The sequence below is a fragment of the Stenotrophomonas sp. DR822 genome (assembly GCF_019793815.1).
Classification (GTDB): Bacteria; Pseudomonadota; Gammaproteobacteria; order Xanthomonadales; family Xanthomonadaceae; genus Stenotrophomonas; species Stenotrophomonas indicatrix.
Genome location: NZ_CP081826.1, coordinates 4,323,676 through 4,341,693, shown reverse-complemented (window position 1 = coordinate 4,341,693; position 18,018 = coordinate 4,323,676). Strand labels below are relative to the sequence as shown.

Sequence of the window (18,018 nt, the reverse complement as noted above, 5' to 3'; positions counted from 1 at the left end):
CATTTCCTGCTCGTCGCCGTAACCCATTCAGCATCTGGAAATGCTGGGCCCGTGGTAGCGTTTGCACATTCCCCAGGAGGACCTCCGCCATGGCCAACCCGATGCTGCTGCCGGTCCTGCAATGGGCACGCCGGCTGCGCTACCCCACCCTGTTCAAGCTGACCGCCGGCCTGTTCGTGCTGACCCTGTTCATCCCCGACCCGATTCCGTTCGTCGACGAACTGGTGCTGGGCTTTGGCACCCTGCTGCTGGCCAATTGGAAGAGCCGGAGCGCGGCCACACCCCCTCCCCTGGAGCAGCGTTGAACCTGCTGGTCGACAGCCACTGCCATCTGGATGCTGGCGAATTCGATGGCGATCGCGCGGCGGTCATCGACCGCGCGCGCGCTGCCGGCGTGCAGATGCAGGTGGTTCCGGCCGTCACTGCGACCAGCTGGCCGAAGCTGCGTGAGGTCTGCCAGCAGGCGACGGGGCTCTACCCCGCCTATGGCCTGCACCCGATGTTCCTGCACCAGCACCGGCCTGGACACCTGCCGCAACTGCGTGAATGGATCGAACAGGAGCGCCCCTGCGCGATCGGCGAATGTGGGTTGGATTTCTTCGTCGAGGGCCTGGATGCCGAGGCGCAGCATGAGTATTTCCTCGGCCAGCTGACGCTGGCCCGCGAGTTCGATCTGCCGGTGATCGTGCATGCCCGCCGTGCAGTGGATGCGGTGATCACCGCGATCCGCCGCATCGGTGGCCTGCGCGGGGTGGTGCACAGTTTTTCCGGCAGCCCGGAACAGGCCGCGCAGCTGCACAAGCTGGGATTCCTGCTCGGCCTGGGCGGACCACTCACCTACGAGCGTGCGCAGCGCCTGCAGCGGCTCGTCCGCGAGATGCCGCTGGAACAGTTGCTGCTGGAGACCGATGCGCCGGACCAGCCCGACGCGGGCATCCGTGGCCAGCGCAACGAGCCGGCGCGGCTGGCGGTCATCGCCCGCCACATCGCCGCGCTGCGCGGGATGGAACTGGACGCCGTGTCGCAGGCCACCACGGACAACGCACGGCGGCTGTTCAACCTGCCGGCCTGACCGGTAACGCCGGGCCAGGCCCGGCGGCATTGTGCTGGTCGCGCTGTGCGCTCGCCGGGCATGGCCCGGCGCTACCGATCACGCGTCGGCGTGATCCTCGGCCACTTCGGCCTTCACCTTCCTCGGCTCCAGCAGCATCTCCAGCGCCTTGCCCACGGCCGCGAACGCAAACGCGCCGGTGATGTGGGTGGCCGCGCCCAGGCCAGCGCCGCAATCGAGCTTCAGGGCCGCATCCGCGCCCAGGTTCGGCCGCAGGCCACAGACGCTGCCGTCGGCCTGCGGATATTTCACGTTCTCCAGCGAATACACCGCCGGCACGCCGAAATAGCGCTTGGCATTCTTCGGGAAGTTGAATTCACTGCGCAGCTTCTTGCGGATCAGCGCCAGCATCGCGTCATGCTCGGTGCGCGAGACATCACGGATGCGCACCAGGGTGGGATCGGTACGGCCGCCGGCCGCGCCGACGGTCAGCAACGGCAATTTGCGGCGGCGGCACCAGGCGATGGTCTCCACCTTCACCCGGAAGCTGTCGCAGGCATCGATCACCAGGTCGAAACCGCGGTCCAGCAGTTCGGCCATGTTGGCCGGGGTCAGGAACGCCTGCACGGCGTCGACCTCGATCTGCGGATTGATCGCCCGGCAGCGCTCGGCCATGGCCTCGGCCTTGTTGCGGCCGTAGTTGCCTTCCAGCGCCGGCAGCTGGCGGTTGGTATTGGATACGCAGATGTCATCGGCATCGATCAGGGCCAGATGGCCCACCGCCGAGCGCGCCAGCGCCTCCACCACCCACGAGCCGACGCCGCCCATGCCGACCACGGCAACACGGCTGCCCTGCAGGCGCTCGAGCGCGCCGACGCCATACAGCCGTTCAATACCGGCGAAGCGTTGTTTGACCTGTTCGTTCATCGGGCTATTTTAACGTGCAGGTCCCCTGACTACAGCACGACGACACCGAACCCACCGTTGCACGCCCGGAGCGCCCGCCATGAGTAGTGCCAGCCCACCCCGCCGCCCGTCCACCGCCCACCGCTATCTGTTCGTGCTCGGCCTGGGCCTGCTGATCGGCCTGATTGCCACGGTGATGGTCGGCCGCGCACTGCAGGCACGCCGCGATCCGTTCCCGGACAGCCTGATGCAGGTGATGCAGCGACAGGCGGATCTGCTGCAGCAGGCTCAGCAGCAGAACCGCTGCAGCCTGGCCGACAGCGTCCCGCGCGTGCAGGTGCTGCGCCTGCTGTCCAACGATCTGGACCAGGCCTTCCCCGGATTGAAGGACAGCCGGCAGTTCCAGCAGCACGCCAGCCAGTACCGGGCCGATCTCAATGCGGCATTGGCCAGCCCGCCCATCGACTGCAACGCGTTGGCGCAGCAGGTCCAGGCAATGCAGGACGATTGCCGGGCCTGTCATCAGGACTTCCGCTGATTCATCTTCGAGTGGGCGAACGCCGAGGTGGTTGGCGCCTTGTTCACGTTGGAAAGAGGAGGATTCGCTCACCCTGCTGCATGACGCAGTACCACCCAACGCACCCGCCTTCACGGCCAGGAGATGCCCCATGAAGATCCAGCTCATCGCCGCCAGTGTCATTGCAACCGTCGGCCTGGCCGGCTGTGCCACCTCGCCAGGCTACGGTGGTGGTGGTTACAACAACGGCTACAACAACGGCGGCTACGGCAACAACTCCGGTTACAACCAGGGCCGCTGCGCGGACTGCGGCATCGTCACCCGCATCAGTGCCGTGCAGTCCGGCCGTACCGCGCCCTCCGCCACCGGCGCGATCCTCGGCGGCATCGTCGGTGCGGTGGCCGGCCATGAGATCTCCGACCACACCGGCGGCAGCCGCGGCAACAAGAACATCGCCGCCGCCGCCGGCGCCGTGGGTGGTGCACTGGCTGGCAACCAGATCCAGAAGAACGTCACCAGCGATACGTATGACATCAGCGTGCGCATGGACGACGGCCGCACCATCGTGGTCAACCAGCGCGACCTCGGCGGCATCCGCGAAAACACCTATGTCCGCGTGGTCAACGGCAAGGTCATCCTGCGCTGAACGGCAGCGGGCCCCGGCCGATCAGAACCGGAGCAACAAAAAAAGGCCCGCTTGCGCGGGCCTTTTTCATGCCGGCAAGCGGCAGGTATTACGCCGGCTGGACCTTGTCAGCCTGCAGGCCCTTCTGGCCCTGCACCACTTCAAAGCTCACAGCCTGGCCTTCCTTGAGGCTCTTGAAGCCCTGGGTCTCGATGGCACGGAAGTGCACGAACACGTCCTCGCCATTCTGCCGGCTGATGAAGCCGAAGCCCTTGGCATCATTGAACCACTTCACGGTACCGTTCTCGCGATCAGCCATCTCACTAACTCCCTTTGACTCTCTCTTGTTGTTGGATACGCCTGTTGGGCGGCTGACAAGCAAGGGGGAAGCGAGGTGCATCGATGCAGCGGATCGGAATGATCTTGCTTCATCAGGCCACGATCCACGGTGACCTTGCCAAGCTCAGCGACTGCAACTTAACCCGACCAAAACAAAAAAGCAACTGGAAAAAACCCTTCACTGTCAACCCCAAAAAGACAACCATACTGGACAGCATGGACCTCTCATTCATCTTGTATCTGCTAGCGGTCATTTTTGTCCTCATCGGCATCGCCGGCATCGTCCTGCCGGCCCTGCCGGGCATCCCACTGGTCTTCGTCGGGCTGGTGCTGGCCGCCTGGGCAGACGGCTTCGTCCATGTCGGCTGGCCCACCCTGCTGATCCTCGGCCTGCTTACCGCGCTGTCGCTGCTGGTCGACGTACTGGCCACCGTCGTTGGCGCCAAGCGCGTGGGCGCCAGCCGCAAAGCGCTCTGGGGCACCTTCATTGGCAGCATCGTCGGCCTGTTCTTCATGCCGATCGGATTGTTCGCCGGGCCGTTGCTGGGCGCGCTGCTGGGCGAGTACTGGCATACCCGCGAGCTCGGCCGCTCGACCAAGGTCGGGCTGGCCACCTGGCTTGGCATCCTGCTGGGCCTGGCGCTGAAGCTGGCGCTGGTGATCGCGATGCTGGGCCTGTTCGCCTTCGCCTGGTTCCTGTGAGGCATGCGGCCTTCACGCAGCGCGCACGCACACGCCGGGCATAAACCCGTGGGGCTGGCCGTTACCGGATGCAGCCGCCACACTGTCCCTCTTTCCGCATTCATTCCGAAGGGCCTGCTGCAATGACCCTCTCTCCGTTGTTTCCCCGCCTTGCACCACTGGCGTTGGCGCTGGCCAGCGCGCCTGTGGCTGCCCAGGAATTCGCGCCCAGCGCCGAGGCCTCGCCGGCCGCCTGCGCGGCCATCACCACCGATGCCGCCCGCCTGGCCTGCTACGACCGCCAGTTCGGGCGCACGCCGCAGGCCACCGCCGAAGCCGACGCGGCCGCCGAAGCCGCTGCACAGGCGCGCCGCGAGCAGCGCAACACCACGCGGGTGAGCCAGGGCGAGGAGAAGCTGCGCGAGCGTGTCAGCGATCTGTTCCGGTCCGAAGCGCCGGACAGCGCACTGGCCAATGCCGGCCGCGGTTCGCTGCTGGACAGCCGCTGGGAACTGGCCGAGGACTCCAAGCTGGGCCCGTTCCAGCTGCGCGCGTACAAGCCGGTGTACCTGCTGCCGGCATTCTGGACCAGCGACCGCAACACCATGCCGCACTCGCCGAACCCGGCCAACAGCGTGACCACCCCGCAGGTGCTGGACAGCGCCGAGCTGAAGTTCCAGATCAGCTTCAAGACCAAGATCGCCGAGAACCTGTTCGGCGACAACGGCGATGTCTGGGCGGGCTATACCCAGAGTTCGCGCTGGCAGGCCTACAACGGCGAGGACTCGCGCCCGTTCCGCGAGACCAACTACGAGCCGGAAGTGATGATGGTGTTCCGCAACGGCTACTCGATCGGTGGCTGGCGTGGGCGGATGACCGGCATCAGCCTCAACCACCAGTCCAACGGCCGTGCCGATCCGCTGTCGCGCAGCTGGAACCGGGTGATCCTCAACGTCGGCCTGGACCGCGAGAACTGGGCACTGGTGCTGCGTCCCTGGTACCGCATTCCCGAGACCCGCAGCGACGACAACAACCCGGACATCGAGGACTACATGGGCCGCGGCGACGCGACCCTGACCTGGAACCACAAGGGTCACGAAGTCTCGTTGATGGCACGTCATTCGCTGCGCACCGGTGACCGCTCGCACGGCGCGCTGCAGCTGGACTACGGCTTCCCGATCAGCAATCTGCTGCGCGGCCATGTGCAGATCTTCGACGGCTATGGCGAGAGCCTGATCGATTACAACCACAAGGCGACCTACGTCGGCGTCGGCGTGTCCCTGCTGGAGTGGTTCTGATGGATGTGACGATCTGGCACAACCCCGCGTGCAGCAACTCGCGCGGGGCGCTCAAGCTGATCCGCGACGCCGGTTTCGAACCGGTGGTGATCGACTATCTCGGCAGCCCGCCCGACGTGGCCACGCTGCGCCAGGTGCTGGCCGAATCCGGCTTGGCCGCGACCGGGCTGGTGCGCAGCAAGGAACCCGAGTTTGCCGCACTGGGCCTGCAGGGAAGCGATGACGACGCCCTGCTGGCCGCGATGGCCACCCACCCACGGCTGATCAACCGCCCGGTGGTACGCACCGCGAAGGGCACCCGCCTGTGCCGGCCACCGGAAACGGTGCTGGAGATCCTGTAACCCGCCCGCTTTGGTAGAGCCGAGCCATGCTCGGCTGCGGTTCGCGTGCCACCCGTAAATGCAGCCGGGCATGGCCCGGCCCTACAAAACGGGTTACCGCCAGTCGGTGATGCCTTCGCGGCGATAGACCTCGGCGAACGCCGGGCGCGCCTTCAGTCGGTCCGCATACGCCTTCAACACCGGCCAGTGGTCGCTGGGGGTAGGCATGTTGCGTGACCAGCGCATCAACATCACCAGCATGAAATCGACCACGCCCGGCGCATCGCCGAGCAGGTAGGGACCGCCGTCCTGCAGGTGTGCGGCAACGTGCTGCCACGCCGCCTCCAGCTGTTGCCGTGCCATCGTACGCACAGCCTCGATGCACTCGCCACCCGCTGCTTCATGCGGATAGAACCAGGCGCGGTAGGCCGGCTGCACGGTGTTGGCGCACCAGAACATCCAGCGATAGGCCTCGCCGCGTTCCGGCGTGCCGACGGCAGGCAACAACCCTGCCTGCGGATGACGGTCTGCCAGATACAGCGCGATCGCGGCCGCCTCGGTCAGCACCTGGCCGTCGATCAACAGGGTCGGCACCCTGCCCGCCGGATTGAGCGCCAGATAGCCGGCTGATTTGTGCTCGCGCGTATCGAAATCGAGCAGCAGCAGTTCGTGCTCGATGCCGAGCTCGATCAGCAGCCAATGCACCACCAGCGAGGCGGTGCTGGGGGAACCATACAAGGTGGTGCGCATTAGGACCTGTCCTGGGCGGGGAACGGCTGATTATGCGCGCTGTCCCCGGCGCGGTCAGCCGCAGGTGCTCATGCAGGTATCACGCCGCTCGCCGCAGCCCATCATCGGTGCCCGCAGCGTACAGTCGTGCGCCTTCAACTCGCAGGAACGACGCAGTTCCGGATGCTCGATGTCCTTGCAGCGGTGGTCCGGCGTGGGTGCCACCTGCTGCTCGCAGCTGGACTGGCGGCTGCCGATCCCCTGGCCTTCGGCCATGCAGCTGCGATAGCTGGCCTGGCACTGCATCTGGCACTGGGCACCGGCACTGAAGCCGCCGCCACCGCCATACGACGAAGATGACGTACTGCAGCCGGCCATGACCAGCAGGATGACAAGGGAAAAGCTGCGCAACGGGTTCACAGGACGCTCCTTGTTCAATAGAACGGCAGACTGCCAGGCAAGGGCGACTGCGGCGAAAACACTGCGTATTCCTTGATGCACAAGCAGCTTTCCTTCCCTGGCAACGCGCACACCCTAGCAAAGCCGCGCGGTTGCAATCGTTAAACGAAGAACGGCGCCACCCGGGCGCCGTTCTGCAATCGGACGGACGTGGTCGACGCCGCGCCGATCACTCCACCACGACGGGAATCTTGCCGATGCGGGCCTGCCATTCGCGCGGGCCGGTCTTGTGCACCGACTCGCCGGTGGAATCGACGGCCACGGTCACCGGCATGTCTTCCACGGTGAACTCGTAGATCGCTTCCATGCCCAGGTCCGCAAAGCCGACGACCTTGGCCGCCTTGATCGCCTTGGACACCAGATAAGCCGAACCACCGACGGCCATCAGGTAGGCCGACTTGTGCTTCTTGATGGCCTCGATCGCGGCCGGACCGCGCTCGGCCTTGCCGACCATGCCCAGCAGGCCGGTCTGTGCCAGCACCTGCTCGGTGAACTTGTCCATGCGGGTGGCGGTGGTCGGACCGGCCGGGCCTACCACTTCGTCGCGCACCGGATCGACCGGGCCGACGTAGTAGATGAAGCGCCCCTTCAGATCGACCGGCAGTTCCTCGCCCTTGTTGAGCATGTCGACCATGCGCTTGTGCGCGGCGTCGCGGCCGGTCAGCAGCTTGCCGTTGAGCAGCAGCGTCTGGCCCGGCTTCCAGCTGGCCACGTCTTCCGGGGTGATCGTGTCCAGGTCCACGCGGCTGCCCTTGGACGCGTCGTAGGTCAGCTTCGGCCAGTCTTCCAGCGACGGCGGGTCCAGCATCACCGGGCCGCTGCCATCCAGGGTGAAGTGCGCATGGCGGGTAGCGGCGCAGTTCGGGATCATCGCCACCGGCAGGTTGGCCGCGTGGGTCGGGTAGTCGTTGATCTTGATGTCGAGCACGGTGGTCAGGCCACCCAGGCCCTGCGCACCGATCCCCAGTGCGTTGACCTTCTCGTACAACTCCAGACGCAGCTCCTCGATGCGGTTGGACGCACCACGGGCCTGCAGCTCGGTGATGTCGATCGGCTCCATCAGCGCTTCCTTGGCCAGCAGCATCGCCTTCTCGGCAGTGCCGCCGATGCCGATGCCGAGCATGCCCGGCGGGCACCAGCCCGCGCCCATGGTCGGCACGGTCTTCAGCACCCAGTCGACGATCGAGTCTGACGGGTTGAGCATGGCGAACTTGGTCTTGGCTTCCGAGCCACCGCCCTTGGCGGCAACGATCACCTCCACGGTGTTGCCCGGCACCACCTTGACGTTGACCACGCCCGGCGTGTTGTCCTTGGTATTGATGCGCTTGCCGGCCGGATCGGCCAGCACCGAAGCGCGCAGCTTGTTGTCCGGGTACAGGTAGGCGCGGCGGATGCCTTCGTTGGCCATGTCCTCCACGCCCATGGTGGCGTCATCCCAGCGCACGTCCATGCCGATTTCCAGGAACACGGTGACGATGCCGGTGTCCTGGCAGATCGGCCGATGGCCTTCGGCGCACATCCGCGAGTTGATCAGGATCTGCGCGATCGCCTCCTTCGCTGCCGGCGACTCCTCGCGCTCATAGGCGGCGGCGAGGTTCTTGATGTAGTCGACCGGGTGGTAGTACGAGATGTACTGCAGCGCGTCGGCGACGGACTGGATGAGGTCTTCCTGCTTGATCGATGTCACGGATTGCTCGCTTGCTGAAGGCTGGCGGGGGTAATCCGCCCATTTTACCCCCTCCCTCGACCATGGGGTGGTGGTGCCGGCCGCTGGCCGGCAAGATCCGATCCTGCCCTCTGTCACGCTGCGCCCCGCTGGCGCGTCCTTGCCCACATGAACGCCGAAACCGCCTTCCAGACCCACCGCCCACGCCTGATGGCGCTGGCCTACCGCCTTCTTGGCAGCCGCAGCGACGCCGAGGACGTGGTCCAGGACGCCTGGCTGCGCTGGGCCGGCAGCGATTCGGCCGCCATCGTCGACCCCGAGGCCTGGCTGGTGACCACCACCACCCGGCTGGGGCTGGACCGGCTGCGGGCAGCCAAGCGTGAACGCACCCACTATGTCGGCCCGTGGCTGGCCGAACCGCTGGCGATCACCCTCGAACCCGACCCGTCGCCCGGCCCCGCGCAGCTGCACGCGCTGGCCGACGACGTCTCCGTGGCCTTCCTGACCCTGCTCGAACAGCTCGGACCGGAGGAGCGCGCCGCCTTCCTGCTGAAGGAAGCCTTCGACCACGACTACCGCGAGATCGCCGAGCTGATCGGCCACAGCGAGGCCAATTGCCGCCAGCTGGTGCACCGGGCCCGGCAGCGCCTGCAGTCTGGGCGGCCGCGCTTCAACGCCGATGCCAGCCAGCACCGGCAGCTGCTGGCGCGTTTCATGGACGCCTCCCAGCGCGGCGACAGCGAGGCCATCCAGGCGCTGCTGCATGCCAACGCGCTGCTGGTTTCCGATGGTGGTGGCGTGGTCACCGCAGCGGTGCGGCCACTGCTGGGCGCCGAGCGTATCGGCCGCCTGTACTGGGCCATCGCCCGTCGCGGCGCGGCGCATCCGGCACAGCTCGGCTACGTCAATGGCGAACCGGCGATCCTGCGTTTCGACGGCGACCACCTGCACTCGATCACCACCATCGAGGTGGTCGATGGCCGCATCGCCAATGTGTACAGCGTACTGAATCCGAACAAATTGCCGTCGGTTGTCACGCGCGGCGATGCTGCGGCGTCCTTGTAATGAAAGGCGGCCACCGTGGCCGCCGTGGAGCCGAAAATGTCCGACCACGCCTCTCCCCGCGTTCCCTACGCCCGCCTGGCCGCCGATGCCTTCAAGGGCCTGCTCGCCACCAGCAAGGCGGTGCATGACAGTTCGATCGATCCGACGTTGATGGAACTGGTGTTCCTGCGCGTGTCGCAGCTCAACGGCTGCGGCTACTGCATGGACATGCACGGCACCGCGCTGCGCAAGGGCGGCATCGAACCGCGCAAGCTGGATACGCTGCCCGCCTGGCACGAAAGCCGCTTCTTCGACGACCGCGAGCGCGCGGCGCTGGGCTGGGCCGAGGCGCTGACCCGGTTGACCGATGGCGCACCGTCGCAGGCGGCGTTCGATGCGCTGGCACCTCACTTTGATGAAAAAGGCATCAGTGACCTGAGCATGGGCATTGCAGTGATCAATGCCTGGAACCGGCTGGGGGCTGGGCTGCTGCCGCCGCTGCCGTAAAAGGGGGCCAGCCGGGTGGGTCAGGTTCCCGCTGCTCTGGATTGGTAGGTGTCGACCTTGGTCGACACGGTAGATCCACGCCATGCGTGGATGTGGGTGGGTCCAGCCCTTCGCATTGCGAAGGGCTCTGACCCGATTCGGGCCGATGGGGTCAGAGCCCTTTGCACAGCAAAGGGATCCGACCCCGTGCGGCCACACGGCTGCCCTGACCCCACCTGCACGTATCAGGCGCGCACAATGGCGGCATGCCCGCCTCTTCCATTGCCGGCGCTGCCGGCGCCAAGAAACCCAGCCTGCGCCAACGCTTCAAGGCGATGCGCAACCTGCCGCCGTTCCTGCGCCAGGTGTGGCAGACCAGCCGCGCGCTCACCCTGGCCAGCCTCGGGCTGCGCCTGATCCGTGCGCTGCTGCCGGTGGCGATGTTGTACGTCGGCAAGCTGATCATCGATACCGCCCTGCACCTGAGCCAGCACGGAGCCGGTTTTCCGCCGCTGGGCGAGGCGCTGTCCAGCGGCCTGCTCAATCCACTGCTCGGCCTGCTGGCACTGGAATTCGGCCTGGCGATCGCCTCGGACCTGCTCGGCCGGCTGGTCAGCTATGCCGATGCGCTGTTGTCGGAGCTGTTCGCCAACGCCACCAGCGTGCGCCTGATGGAACATGCAGCGACCCTGGACCTGGAGGATTTCGAGGACCCGGACCTGCAGGACAAGCTGGACCGCGCACGGCGCCAGACCATGGGCCGGATGAACCTGATGAGCCAGCTGTTCGGCCAGGTGCAGGATGCGATCACCGTTGCCAGCCTGGCCGTCGGCCTGCTGGTCTACGCACCGTGGCTGATCCTGCTGCTGGCGCTGGCGCTGGTGCCGGCCTTCATCGGCGAGTCGCACTTCAATGCGGCCGGCTACAGCCTCAACTTCCTGTGGACGCCGGAGCGCCGCCAGTTGGACTACCTGCGCCAGCTCGGTGCCAGCGTGGAGACGGCCAAGGAAGTAAAGATCTTCAACCTGCACCGGTTCCTGGTCGACCGCTACCGCAGCCTGTCGGCGGCACTGTTCCTGGCCAACCGCGCGCTTGCCCGGCGGCGGGCGTTCTGGGGCACGTTGCTGGCCGCGCTGGGCACGCTGGGCTACTACACCGCGTATGCCTATATCGCCTGGCGCACGGTGCGTGGCGATTTCTCAATCGGTGACCTGACCTTTCTCGCCGGCAGCTTCCTGCGCCTGCGCCAGTTGCTGGAAGGCCTGCTGATCGGGTTCTCGCAGGTGGCCAGCCAGGCGCTGTATCTGGACGACCTGTATTCGTTCTTCCAGATCGAACCGGAAATCCATTCGCGCAAGGACGCGGTGCGCGTGCCGCAGCCGATCCGCGACGGCTTCGTGTTCGAGGACGTGGGCTTCCGCTACCCCGATGCCGAGCAATGGGCCGTGCGCCACCTCGATTTCCACCTGCGCGCGGGTGAAGTACTGGCACTGGTCGGCGAGAACGGCGCCGGCAAGACCACCCTGGTCAAGCTGCTGGCACGCCTGTACGAACCGGACGAGGGCCGCATCCTGCTGGATGGGCGCGACCTGCGTGACTACGACCTGGACGACCTGCGCGCCAATCTGGGCGTGATCTTCCAGGACTTCGTGCGCTACAACCTCAGTGCCGGCGAGAACATCGGTGTCGGCCAGGTCGAAGCGATGGACGACCGCGCGCGGATCTCCGATGCCGCCCGCCGCGGCATGGCCGAGGAAGTGATCGCTGCCCTGCCCGGTGGCTACGACCAGCAGATCGGCCGCCGCTTCCAGCAGGGCGTGGACCTGTCCGGTGGGCAGTGGCAGAAGATCGCCATCGCCCGTGCGTGGATGCGCGATGCACAGGTGATGATCCTGGACGAGCCCACCGCGGCACTGGACGCCCGCGCCGAGTTCGAGGTGTTCCAGCGGTTCAGGGAATTGGCGGATAATCGTACGGCAGTGCTGATTTCCCACCGCTTCTCTTCAGTACGCATGGCCGACCGCATCCTGGTGCTGGCCGATGGCCGGATCGAAGCCAGCGGCACGCACGCGCAGCTGATGGCACAGGGCGGCCGCTATGCCGAACTGTTCGAACTGCAGGCGGCCGGTTATCGCTGAGAACGCCTCTCGTTCCGCCTAATGAGAACCTGTCTCATTTGAGATAGAATTGTCCCGACGACTTCCGATAGATACGCCCATGTCCTCCGCTTTCGGCGCCGAAACGGTGCTTGAGGTCCGCCACTGGACCGACGCCTACTTCAGCTTCACCCTCACCCGTGACAGCGGTTTCCGCTTCGAGAACGGCCAGTTCGTGATGATCGGCCTGGAGACCGATGCGCGGCCGCTGCTGCGCGCGTACTCCATCGCCAGCGCCAACTGGGAAGAACAGCTGGAGTTCTTCAGCATCAAGGTGCAGGACGGACCGTTGACCTCGCGCCTGCAGCACATCAAGCCAGGCGACAAGGTACTGGTCGGCAGGAAGCCCACCGGCACCCTGCTGATCAGCGACCTGCACCCGGGCAAGCACCTGTACCTGCTGGGCACCGGCACCGGCCTGGCACCGTGGCTGTCGGTGATCAAGGACCCGGAGACCTACGAGCGCTTCGACAAGGTGATCCTGTGCCACGGTGTGCGCTACGAAAAGGACCTGGCCTATCGCGATTATTTCGAGAAGGAACTGCGCGAGCATGAGTTCCTGGGCGAAATGGTCGGCGACAAGCTGCTGTACTACCCGGCGGTGACCCGCGAGCCGTTCCCCAACCAGGGCCGCCTGACATCGCTGATGGAAAGCGGCGAGATGCAGCGTACGCTCGGCCTGCCCGAGCTGAGCCCGGAAAACGACCGCGCGATGATCTGCGGCAGCCCGCAGATGCTGGCCGACCTGCGCACCGTGCTGGACAGCCGTGGCTTCCAGACTTCGCCGCGCATCGGTACGCCCGGGCACTACGTGTTCGAGCGCGCGTTCGTCGAGAAATAAGCCGCCTCGGTAGCGCCGGGCCATGCCCGGCGGATATCGGTCGCCGGGCATGGCCCGGCGCTACCGGTCAGAGCAGCGCCTCGATGCCGCCGCGCAGCTGCTCCGGCTTGGTGGTCGGCGCATAGCGATCCACCACCTGGCCCTGGCGATCGACCAGGAACTTGCTGAAGTTCCACTTGATGCGGGCGATACCCAGCAGCCCGCGCTTCTGCTGCGACAGCCATGCCCACAGCGGGTCGGCACCCTCGCCGTTGACCTCGATCTTCTGCGACAGCGGGAAGCTGACCGGGTAATCGATCGAACAGAACTGGCGGATCTGCGCAGCATCGCCCGGCTCCTGCGCACCGAACTGGTTGCAGGGAAAGCCGATCACCACCAGGCCGCGATCACGATAGTCCTGCCACAGCTGTTCCAACCCGGTGTACTGCGGGGTGAAGCCACAGCGGCTGGCCACGTTGACCAGCAGCAGCGGACGGCCCTGGTACTGCGCCAACGCCTGCGGCTGGCCTTCAAGGTCACGGAAGCTGAAATCGTAGGCAGTGGTCATGGCGGTGGGCCGTGGGCGGTGATTGCATGGTACCCGGGCAGCCACCCATGGGGTGGCCCTGCTGCAGGGCGGCTTTGCCAACATGCCTTTTGACACAAGTGCGCGCGCGCCGGGCCGGGTTACCCTCGGGCCCTTGTTTGCCTTACCGGAGTATCGACCTTGACCACCCGCCTTGCCCTTGCCGTGGCCATGACCCTCGGCCTTGCCCTGCCCGCCTATTCGGCCAGCGCTGCCGCCCCGGCCGCCGCTGCCAATGCCCAGCAGGCCAATCCGTTCTTCGCCGACAGCCCGCTGCCGCTCCATTTCCCGCAGTTCGACAAGATCAAGGACAGCGACTTCGCCCCGGCGTTCGACGCCGGCATGGCGCAGCAGCTGAAGGAAGTGGAGGCGATCGCCAACACCAAGGCCAAGCCGACCTTCGACAACACCATCATCGCCCTGGAAAAGAGCGGTGACACCCTGGACCGCGCGACCACCGTGTTCTTCAGCCTGGTCGGCGCCGACACCAACGACACCCGCAAGAAGCTGCAGGCCGACTATTCGGCGAAGTTCGCCGCGCACAGCGATGCGATCGCGCTCAACGGCAAGCTGTTCGCGCGCATCCAGGCGCTGTATGACAGCCGCGCCACCCTGGGCCTGGACGCTGAAGGCGTTCGCCTGGTCGAGAAGTACTACGACAACTACGTGCGCGCCGGCGCCAAGCTGTCCGAGGCCGACAAGACCAAGCTGAAGGAAATGAACGCCGAGCTGGCCAACCTCGGCACCAAGTTCAGCCAGAACGTGCAGTCGGAAGTGAACGCTTCGGCGATCACCGTCAACGACGTCAAGGAACTGGACGGCCTGTCCAAGGAGCAGATCGCCGCTGCCGCCGAAGCCGCCAAGGCCCGTGGCCTGGACGGCAAGTACGTGATCACCCTGCTCAACACCACCGGCCAGCCGCCGCTGACCAACCTGGCCAATCGTGCCCTGCGCCAGAAGATCTACGAAGCGTCCACCACCCGCGGCAGCCGCGGCGGTGAGTTCGACAACACCGCGCTGGTCGCGCGCATCATGCAGCTGCGCGCCGACAAGGCCAAGCTGATGGGCTTTGCCAACTTCGCCGCCTACAACCTGACCAACCAGACCGCCAAGACCCCTGAAGCGGTCAATGCGATGCTCGGCAAGCTGGCCCCGGCAGCGGTGGCCAACGCCAAGCGCGAAGCCGCCGACCTGCAGGCAATGATCGACCAGGAACAGAAGGCCGCCGGCAAGCCGACCTTCAAGCTGGAGCCGTGGGACTGGGCCTTCTACAGCGAGAAGGTGCGCCAGGCCAAGTACAACTTCGACGAATCGCAGCTGAAGCCGTACTTCGAGATGAAGAACGTGCTGGAGAACGGCGTGTTCTTCGCCGCCAACCAGGAATTCGGCCTGACCTTCAAGCAGCGCACCGACCTGCCGGTCTACCACGATGACGTCACCGTCTATGACGTGTTCGATGCCGATGGCAGCCAGCTGGCGATCTTCATCTTCGACCCGTACGCACGCGCCTCCAAGCGCGGCGGTGCGTGGATGAACTCGTACGTCTCGCAGTCCAAGCTGACCGGTTTCAAGCCGGTGGTGGCCAACCACCTGAACATTCCCAAGCCGCCGGCCGGCCAGCCGACCCTGCTGACCTGGGATGAAGTGAGCACCACCTTCCACGAGTTCGGCCACGCCCTGCATGGCATGTTCTCGAATGTGAAGTACCCGTACTTCTCGGGCACCGCGGTGCCGCGCGACTTCGTCGAGTTCCCCTCGCAGGTCAACGAGATGTGGGCCGACAATCCGGCCATCCTGAAGAACTACGCCAAGCACTACCAGAATGGCTCGGCAATGCCGCAGGCACTGCTGGACAAGGTGCTGGCCGCGGCCAAGTTCAACCAGGGCTTTGCCACCACCGAATACCTGGGCGCCGCCATGCTCGACCAGCGCTGGCACCAGATCGGCCCGGACCAGGTACCGGCCGCCAAGGACGTGATGGCCTTCGAGCGCGCCGCGCTGGAGAAGGACGGCATCTACTACGCGCCGGTTCCGCCGCGTTACAGGACCCCGTATTTCAGCCACATCATGGGCGGCTACTCGGCCGGCTACTACGCCTACATCTGGTCGGAAGTGCTCGACGCCAACACCCAGAAGTGGTTCCGCGACAACGGTGGCCTGAGCCGCAAGAACGGCGACCACTTCCGCGCGACCCTGCTGTCCAAGGGCGGCAGCGTGGATGCGATGCAGCTGTTCCGCGATTTCGCTGGCCACGAGCCGCAGATCGAACCGTTGCTGGAAAAGCGTGGCCTGACCGGCACCGGCAACTGATCGCCGGCACCGCATGGCATGAAACGAAAACCGCCCGGGAGACCGGGCGGTTTTTTTTGTTGGTTCATCCACACAGGGCGTGGATCTACCCATCCATGCATCGCGTGGATCCACTGCACGATTGCGTGGTCGCAGTAGATCCACGCCATGCGTGGATGCTCTCTGGTCACCGCCGAAACAGCCGCTCCCACCATCGTTTCTGTGGAGCTGAGGGAGCAGTATCGACCGCCACCGGATCCGAAGCTCCCGCCATGAACTCCGCCAGCTGGACCGAGGCGGCCTCCGCATACAGCAACGCACCTTCCGGCGCGCAGTTCATCAGATTGCTTAAGCTGGTCGATGCATTGAGATCCATCGGGTTCGGCTCGACCACCTCACTGGCCTCCAGCAATCCGCATCCGCTGGCGATCGCGTCATCGACAACACGCCAGAAAACAACCAGGCGACCATCGGAGAACAGCTCCTCCAGACGCGCAGCCAGCGCGCCGTCCACTGCATAATCCGCGCGCAATTGCTTCAGACGGGCATGCGTGATGAACACGCCACCACCATAGTTTTCACGCAGATGGTTGCGGGCGGCAGCGTCTGCCCATTGCAACGGCACCAGTTGCCGCCAGTCCGCGAAATAGCGGGCAACCACCGGATCGTCGATGAAAAACGAAAGGGCGCTCCCGCGCAGATAGTGATACCGGCGCAGGTGACCGGCCACGATCGCCAGGTACAAAGCGTGCCCCTTCTCGAAAGGCACTCCTGCGCTGATCGAGCGAGCCTCCTCGATGCGTTCCTGCAGCTGCTCCATGTAGAACGGCTCGATCCGGAACTGCTGCTGCAACGCATTGACCAGAGTCGCGTCCTCCAGCGCACGGAAATAGATGTCACGGATCTCCGAATCCGCGATTGGATGGTAGGTGATGTCCCAACCCATGCTGCAACGCCTTCAGGAATGCGGTAGTGCCACCGAGCCGGCAGCTTAGCGTCGACGACACTCATGCGGGAAGCAGAACGCGCAGCACTTGTAGTTGACGTCAATGAACGCCGTTTCCAGCCTGTCCGCGATTTCATCGGCCACGAGCCGCAGATCGAACCATTGCTGGAAAAGCGTGGCCTGACCGGCGCCGGCAACTGATCGGCGGCACCGCATAGCATGAAACGAAAACCGCCCGGGAGACCGGGCGGCTTTTCTTTCGCCGGGGCAGACCTGGCGCATTGCCGATGCTGGCCTTTTACCCGCTGTCGCATTCGCCGCTTGCCCTGACGTAGGTGCAAGAAGATGGCCGCGTCATATATCCCTCATTCAGCCAGATACAGCAGTTCGCGACACCACTTGTCGCAAATCGAATGGAGCTGTCAGCAGAAGATCATTCCACGACGAAATTTGACGATGACCCCAGAACGCGCGGTGCCGCTTGTGGCCCACTCGGCTCCGACCGACCACGGAGGGAGGCGAGCACAGGAGGTGCGAACGCCAGTCAATCGTCCAGACTTCCCGTTGTGAAAAAACATGAAAATCCGCTTCAATGCTCCCCTGCTGTGTGCAAGCATGCTGGCTGGCATCGCCACCCTTTCGGCATCCCCGACCATGGCCGCAGGACGCGCCTACGATACCCAGGAGGTTGCCTGCAACGATCCGGCAGACGTGGTCTGCCTGTCATGGAACCTGCAGACCGCCCCGGGGGGATCCCGCACCGCCGACATCAATGTGACGCTGATGGAAGGCGAGAGCATTTCCGGCGTCATCAAGCCCAAGGCGAATCGGTACACGACGACCAAGCTGCGCGCCAATCCGGACCTGGACATGTACATCGGCATGGGCTTTGAACCCAACGAAACGCACTTCACCTGCAAGGTCGGTGACGGTGAGGAGTGCCGTATGAGCGGGCGTGATCTGCCGCCGATGCACTTCAAGGTCAGAGCCCGAACCGACACGGCCAACACCTCGCTGGGATACGCCTACACCGTCGCCAACTAACCTCAGGATGAGGCGCAGCAGCCCGGAAAGACACCGGGCTGCTGCGGCTGCGCGCC

Annotated in this window: 21 protein-coding genes; 14 read left to right on the top strand and 7 right to left on the bottom strand. The window is 65.4% G+C overall.

Going from position 1 to position 18,018, the window contains the following annotated elements; genetic code table 11:
* Positions 1-89: 89 nt before the first annotated feature.
* The gene (locus K5K93_RS19695) at positions 90-305 is read left to right on the top strand and encodes a DUF6116 family protein (protein ID WP_222388850.1); all 216 of its coding nucleotides are present in this window, start codon (positions 90-92) and stop codon (positions 303-305) included.
* Positions 302-1,072: a TatD family hydrolase gene (locus K5K93_RS19690; RefSeq protein ID WP_222388847.1), complete on the top strand. Its 771-nt coding sequence runs from the start codon at positions 302-304 to the stop codon at positions 1,070-1,072. The genes K5K93_RS19695 and K5K93_RS19690 overlap by 4 nt, the downstream gene beginning before the upstream one ends.
* 78 nt (positions 1,073-1,150) lie before the next feature.
* Here the strand turns inward: K5K93_RS19690 and K5K93_RS19685 are convergent, their stop codons facing one another.
* On the bottom strand, positions 1,151-1,978 hold the full coding sequence (locus K5K93_RS19685) for a tRNA threonylcarbamoyladenosine dehydratase (protein ID WP_093819027.1): 828 nt from the start codon (positions 1,976-1,978) through the stop codon (positions 1,151-1,153).
* A 79-nt stretch (positions 1,979-2,057) separates the two neighbouring features.
* Here K5K93_RS19685 and K5K93_RS19680 point away from each other — a divergent pair, with 79 nt between their 5' ends.
* Entirely contained in the window at positions 2,058-2,495 is a 438-nt protein-coding gene (locus K5K93_RS19680) for a hypothetical protein (protein WP_222388845.1), read from the top strand.
* A gap of 130 nt (positions 2,496-2,625) precedes the next feature.
* Positions 2,626-3,120, top strand: a complete 495-nt coding sequence (locus tag K5K93_RS19675) for a glycine zipper 2TM domain-containing protein (RefSeq protein WP_093819025.1) — start codon at positions 2,626-2,628, stop codon at positions 3,118-3,120.
* A gap of 88 nt (positions 3,121-3,208) precedes the next feature.
* On the opposite strand, the gene K5K93_RS19670 is transcribed toward K5K93_RS19675, so the two are convergent.
* Entirely contained in the window at positions 3,209-3,418 is a 210-nt protein-coding gene (locus tag K5K93_RS19670; RefSeq protein WP_025876765.1) for a cold-shock protein, read from the bottom strand.
* A gap of 236 nt (positions 3,419-3,654) precedes the next feature.
* On the opposite strand from K5K93_RS19670, the gene K5K93_RS19665 reads away from it, so the two are divergent.
* The 3 genes from K5K93_RS19665 to arsC all read left to right on the top strand — a co-directional run bounded on the left by K5K93_RS19665 (position 3,655) and on the right by arsC (position 5,758).
* A complete protein-coding gene (locus tag K5K93_RS19665; RefSeq protein ID WP_093819024.1) occupies positions 3,655-4,140 on the top strand; it encodes a DUF456 domain-containing protein in 486 nt (161 codons plus the stop codon).
* Positions 4,141-4,262: 122 nt separating this feature from the next.
* Positions 4,263-5,417: a phospholipase A gene (locus tag K5K93_RS19660; protein WP_093819023.1), complete on the top strand. Its 1,155-nt coding sequence runs from the start codon at positions 4,263-4,265 to the stop codon at positions 5,415-5,417.
* Complete coding sequence (gene arsC, locus K5K93_RS19655) at positions 5,417-5,758, top strand: arsenate reductase (glutaredoxin) (RefSeq protein ID WP_088101706.1); 342 nt, start codon at positions 5,417-5,419, stop codon at positions 5,756-5,758. The genes K5K93_RS19660 and arsC overlap by 1 nt, the downstream gene beginning before the upstream one ends.
* 93 nt (positions 5,759-5,851) lie before the next feature.
* Here arsC and K5K93_RS19650 read toward each other — a convergent pair whose 3' ends face one another.
* The 3 genes from K5K93_RS19650 to K5K93_RS19640 form a co-directional block, all read right to left on the bottom strand.
* Positions 5,852-6,487: a glutathione S-transferase family protein gene (locus K5K93_RS19650; protein WP_222388842.1), complete on the bottom strand. Its 636-nt coding sequence runs from the start codon at positions 6,485-6,487 to the stop codon at positions 5,852-5,854.
* A gap of 54 nt (positions 6,488-6,541) precedes the next feature.
* Complete coding sequence (locus tag K5K93_RS19645) at positions 6,542-6,844, bottom strand: hypothetical protein (RefSeq protein ID WP_093819214.1); 303 nt, start codon at positions 6,842-6,844, stop codon at positions 6,542-6,544.
* 250 nt (positions 6,845-7,094) lie between these two features.
* On the bottom strand, positions 7,095-8,612 hold the full coding sequence (locus K5K93_RS19640) for a fumarate hydratase (protein WP_222388839.1): 1,518 nt from the start codon (positions 8,610-8,612) through the stop codon (positions 7,095-7,097).
* A gap of 147 nt (positions 8,613-8,759) precedes the next feature.
* Between K5K93_RS19640 and K5K93_RS19635 the strand changes: the two genes are divergently transcribed.
* From K5K93_RS19635 to K5K93_RS19620, 4 genes are all read left to right on the top strand, one after another.
* Complete coding sequence (locus K5K93_RS19635) at positions 8,760-9,656, top strand: RNA polymerase sigma-70 factor (protein ID WP_222388837.1); 897 nt, start codon at positions 8,760-8,762, stop codon at positions 9,654-9,656.
* A gap of 36 nt (positions 9,657-9,692) precedes the next feature.
* Complete coding sequence (locus tag K5K93_RS19630) at positions 9,693-10,142, top strand: carboxymuconolactone decarboxylase family protein (protein WP_222388836.1); 450 nt, start codon at positions 9,693-9,695, stop codon at positions 10,140-10,142.
* A 245-nt stretch (positions 10,143-10,387) separates the two neighbouring features.
* Complete coding sequence (locus K5K93_RS19625) at positions 10,388-12,259, top strand: ABC transporter ATP-binding protein (RefSeq protein WP_222388832.1); 1,872 nt, start codon at positions 10,388-10,390, stop codon at positions 12,257-12,259.
* 79 nt (positions 12,260-12,338) lie between these two features.
* Positions 12,339-13,118: a ferredoxin--NADP reductase gene (locus K5K93_RS19620; protein WP_025876750.1), complete on the top strand. Its 780-nt coding sequence runs from the start codon at positions 12,339-12,341 to the stop codon at positions 13,116-13,118.
* A gap of 67 nt (positions 13,119-13,185) precedes the next feature.
* Here the strand turns inward: K5K93_RS19620 and K5K93_RS19615 are convergent, their stop codons facing one another.
* Positions 13,186-13,665 carry a glutathione peroxidase gene (locus K5K93_RS19615; RefSeq protein WP_032978822.1) on the bottom strand — a complete coding sequence of 160 codons (480 nt, stop codon included), beginning with the start codon at positions 13,663-13,665 and terminating at the stop codon, positions 13,186-13,188.
* Between the two features lie 159 nt (positions 13,666-13,824).
* Here K5K93_RS19615 and K5K93_RS19610 point away from each other — a divergent pair, with 159 nt between their 5' ends.
* On the top strand, positions 13,825-15,993 hold the full coding sequence (locus tag K5K93_RS19610; RefSeq protein WP_222388829.1) for a M3 family metallopeptidase: 2,169 nt from the start codon (positions 13,825-13,827) through the stop codon (positions 15,991-15,993).
* A 166-nt stretch (positions 15,994-16,159) separates the two neighbouring features.
* Here the strand turns inward: K5K93_RS19610 and K5K93_RS19605 are convergent, their stop codons facing one another.
* A complete protein-coding gene (locus K5K93_RS19605) occupies positions 16,160-16,918 on the bottom strand; it encodes a hypothetical protein (protein WP_222388827.1) in 759 nt (252 codons plus the stop codon).
* Positions 16,919-16,981: 63 nt separating this feature from the next.
* Between K5K93_RS19605 and K5K93_RS19600 the strand changes: the two genes are divergently transcribed.
* Both K5K93_RS19600 and K5K93_RS19595 read left to right on the top strand, forming a co-directional pair.
* Positions 16,982-17,119, top strand: coding sequence for a hypothetical protein (locus K5K93_RS19600; protein ID WP_222388825.1), 138 nt, complete (start codon positions 16,982-16,984; stop codon positions 17,117-17,119).
* Positions 17,120-17,494: 375 nt separating this feature from the next.
* Positions 17,495-17,962: a hypothetical protein gene (locus K5K93_RS19595; RefSeq protein WP_222388823.1), complete on the top strand. Its 468-nt coding sequence runs from the start codon at positions 17,495-17,497 to the stop codon at positions 17,960-17,962.
* The last annotated feature ends 56 nt before the right edge of the window (positions 17,963-18,018 follow it).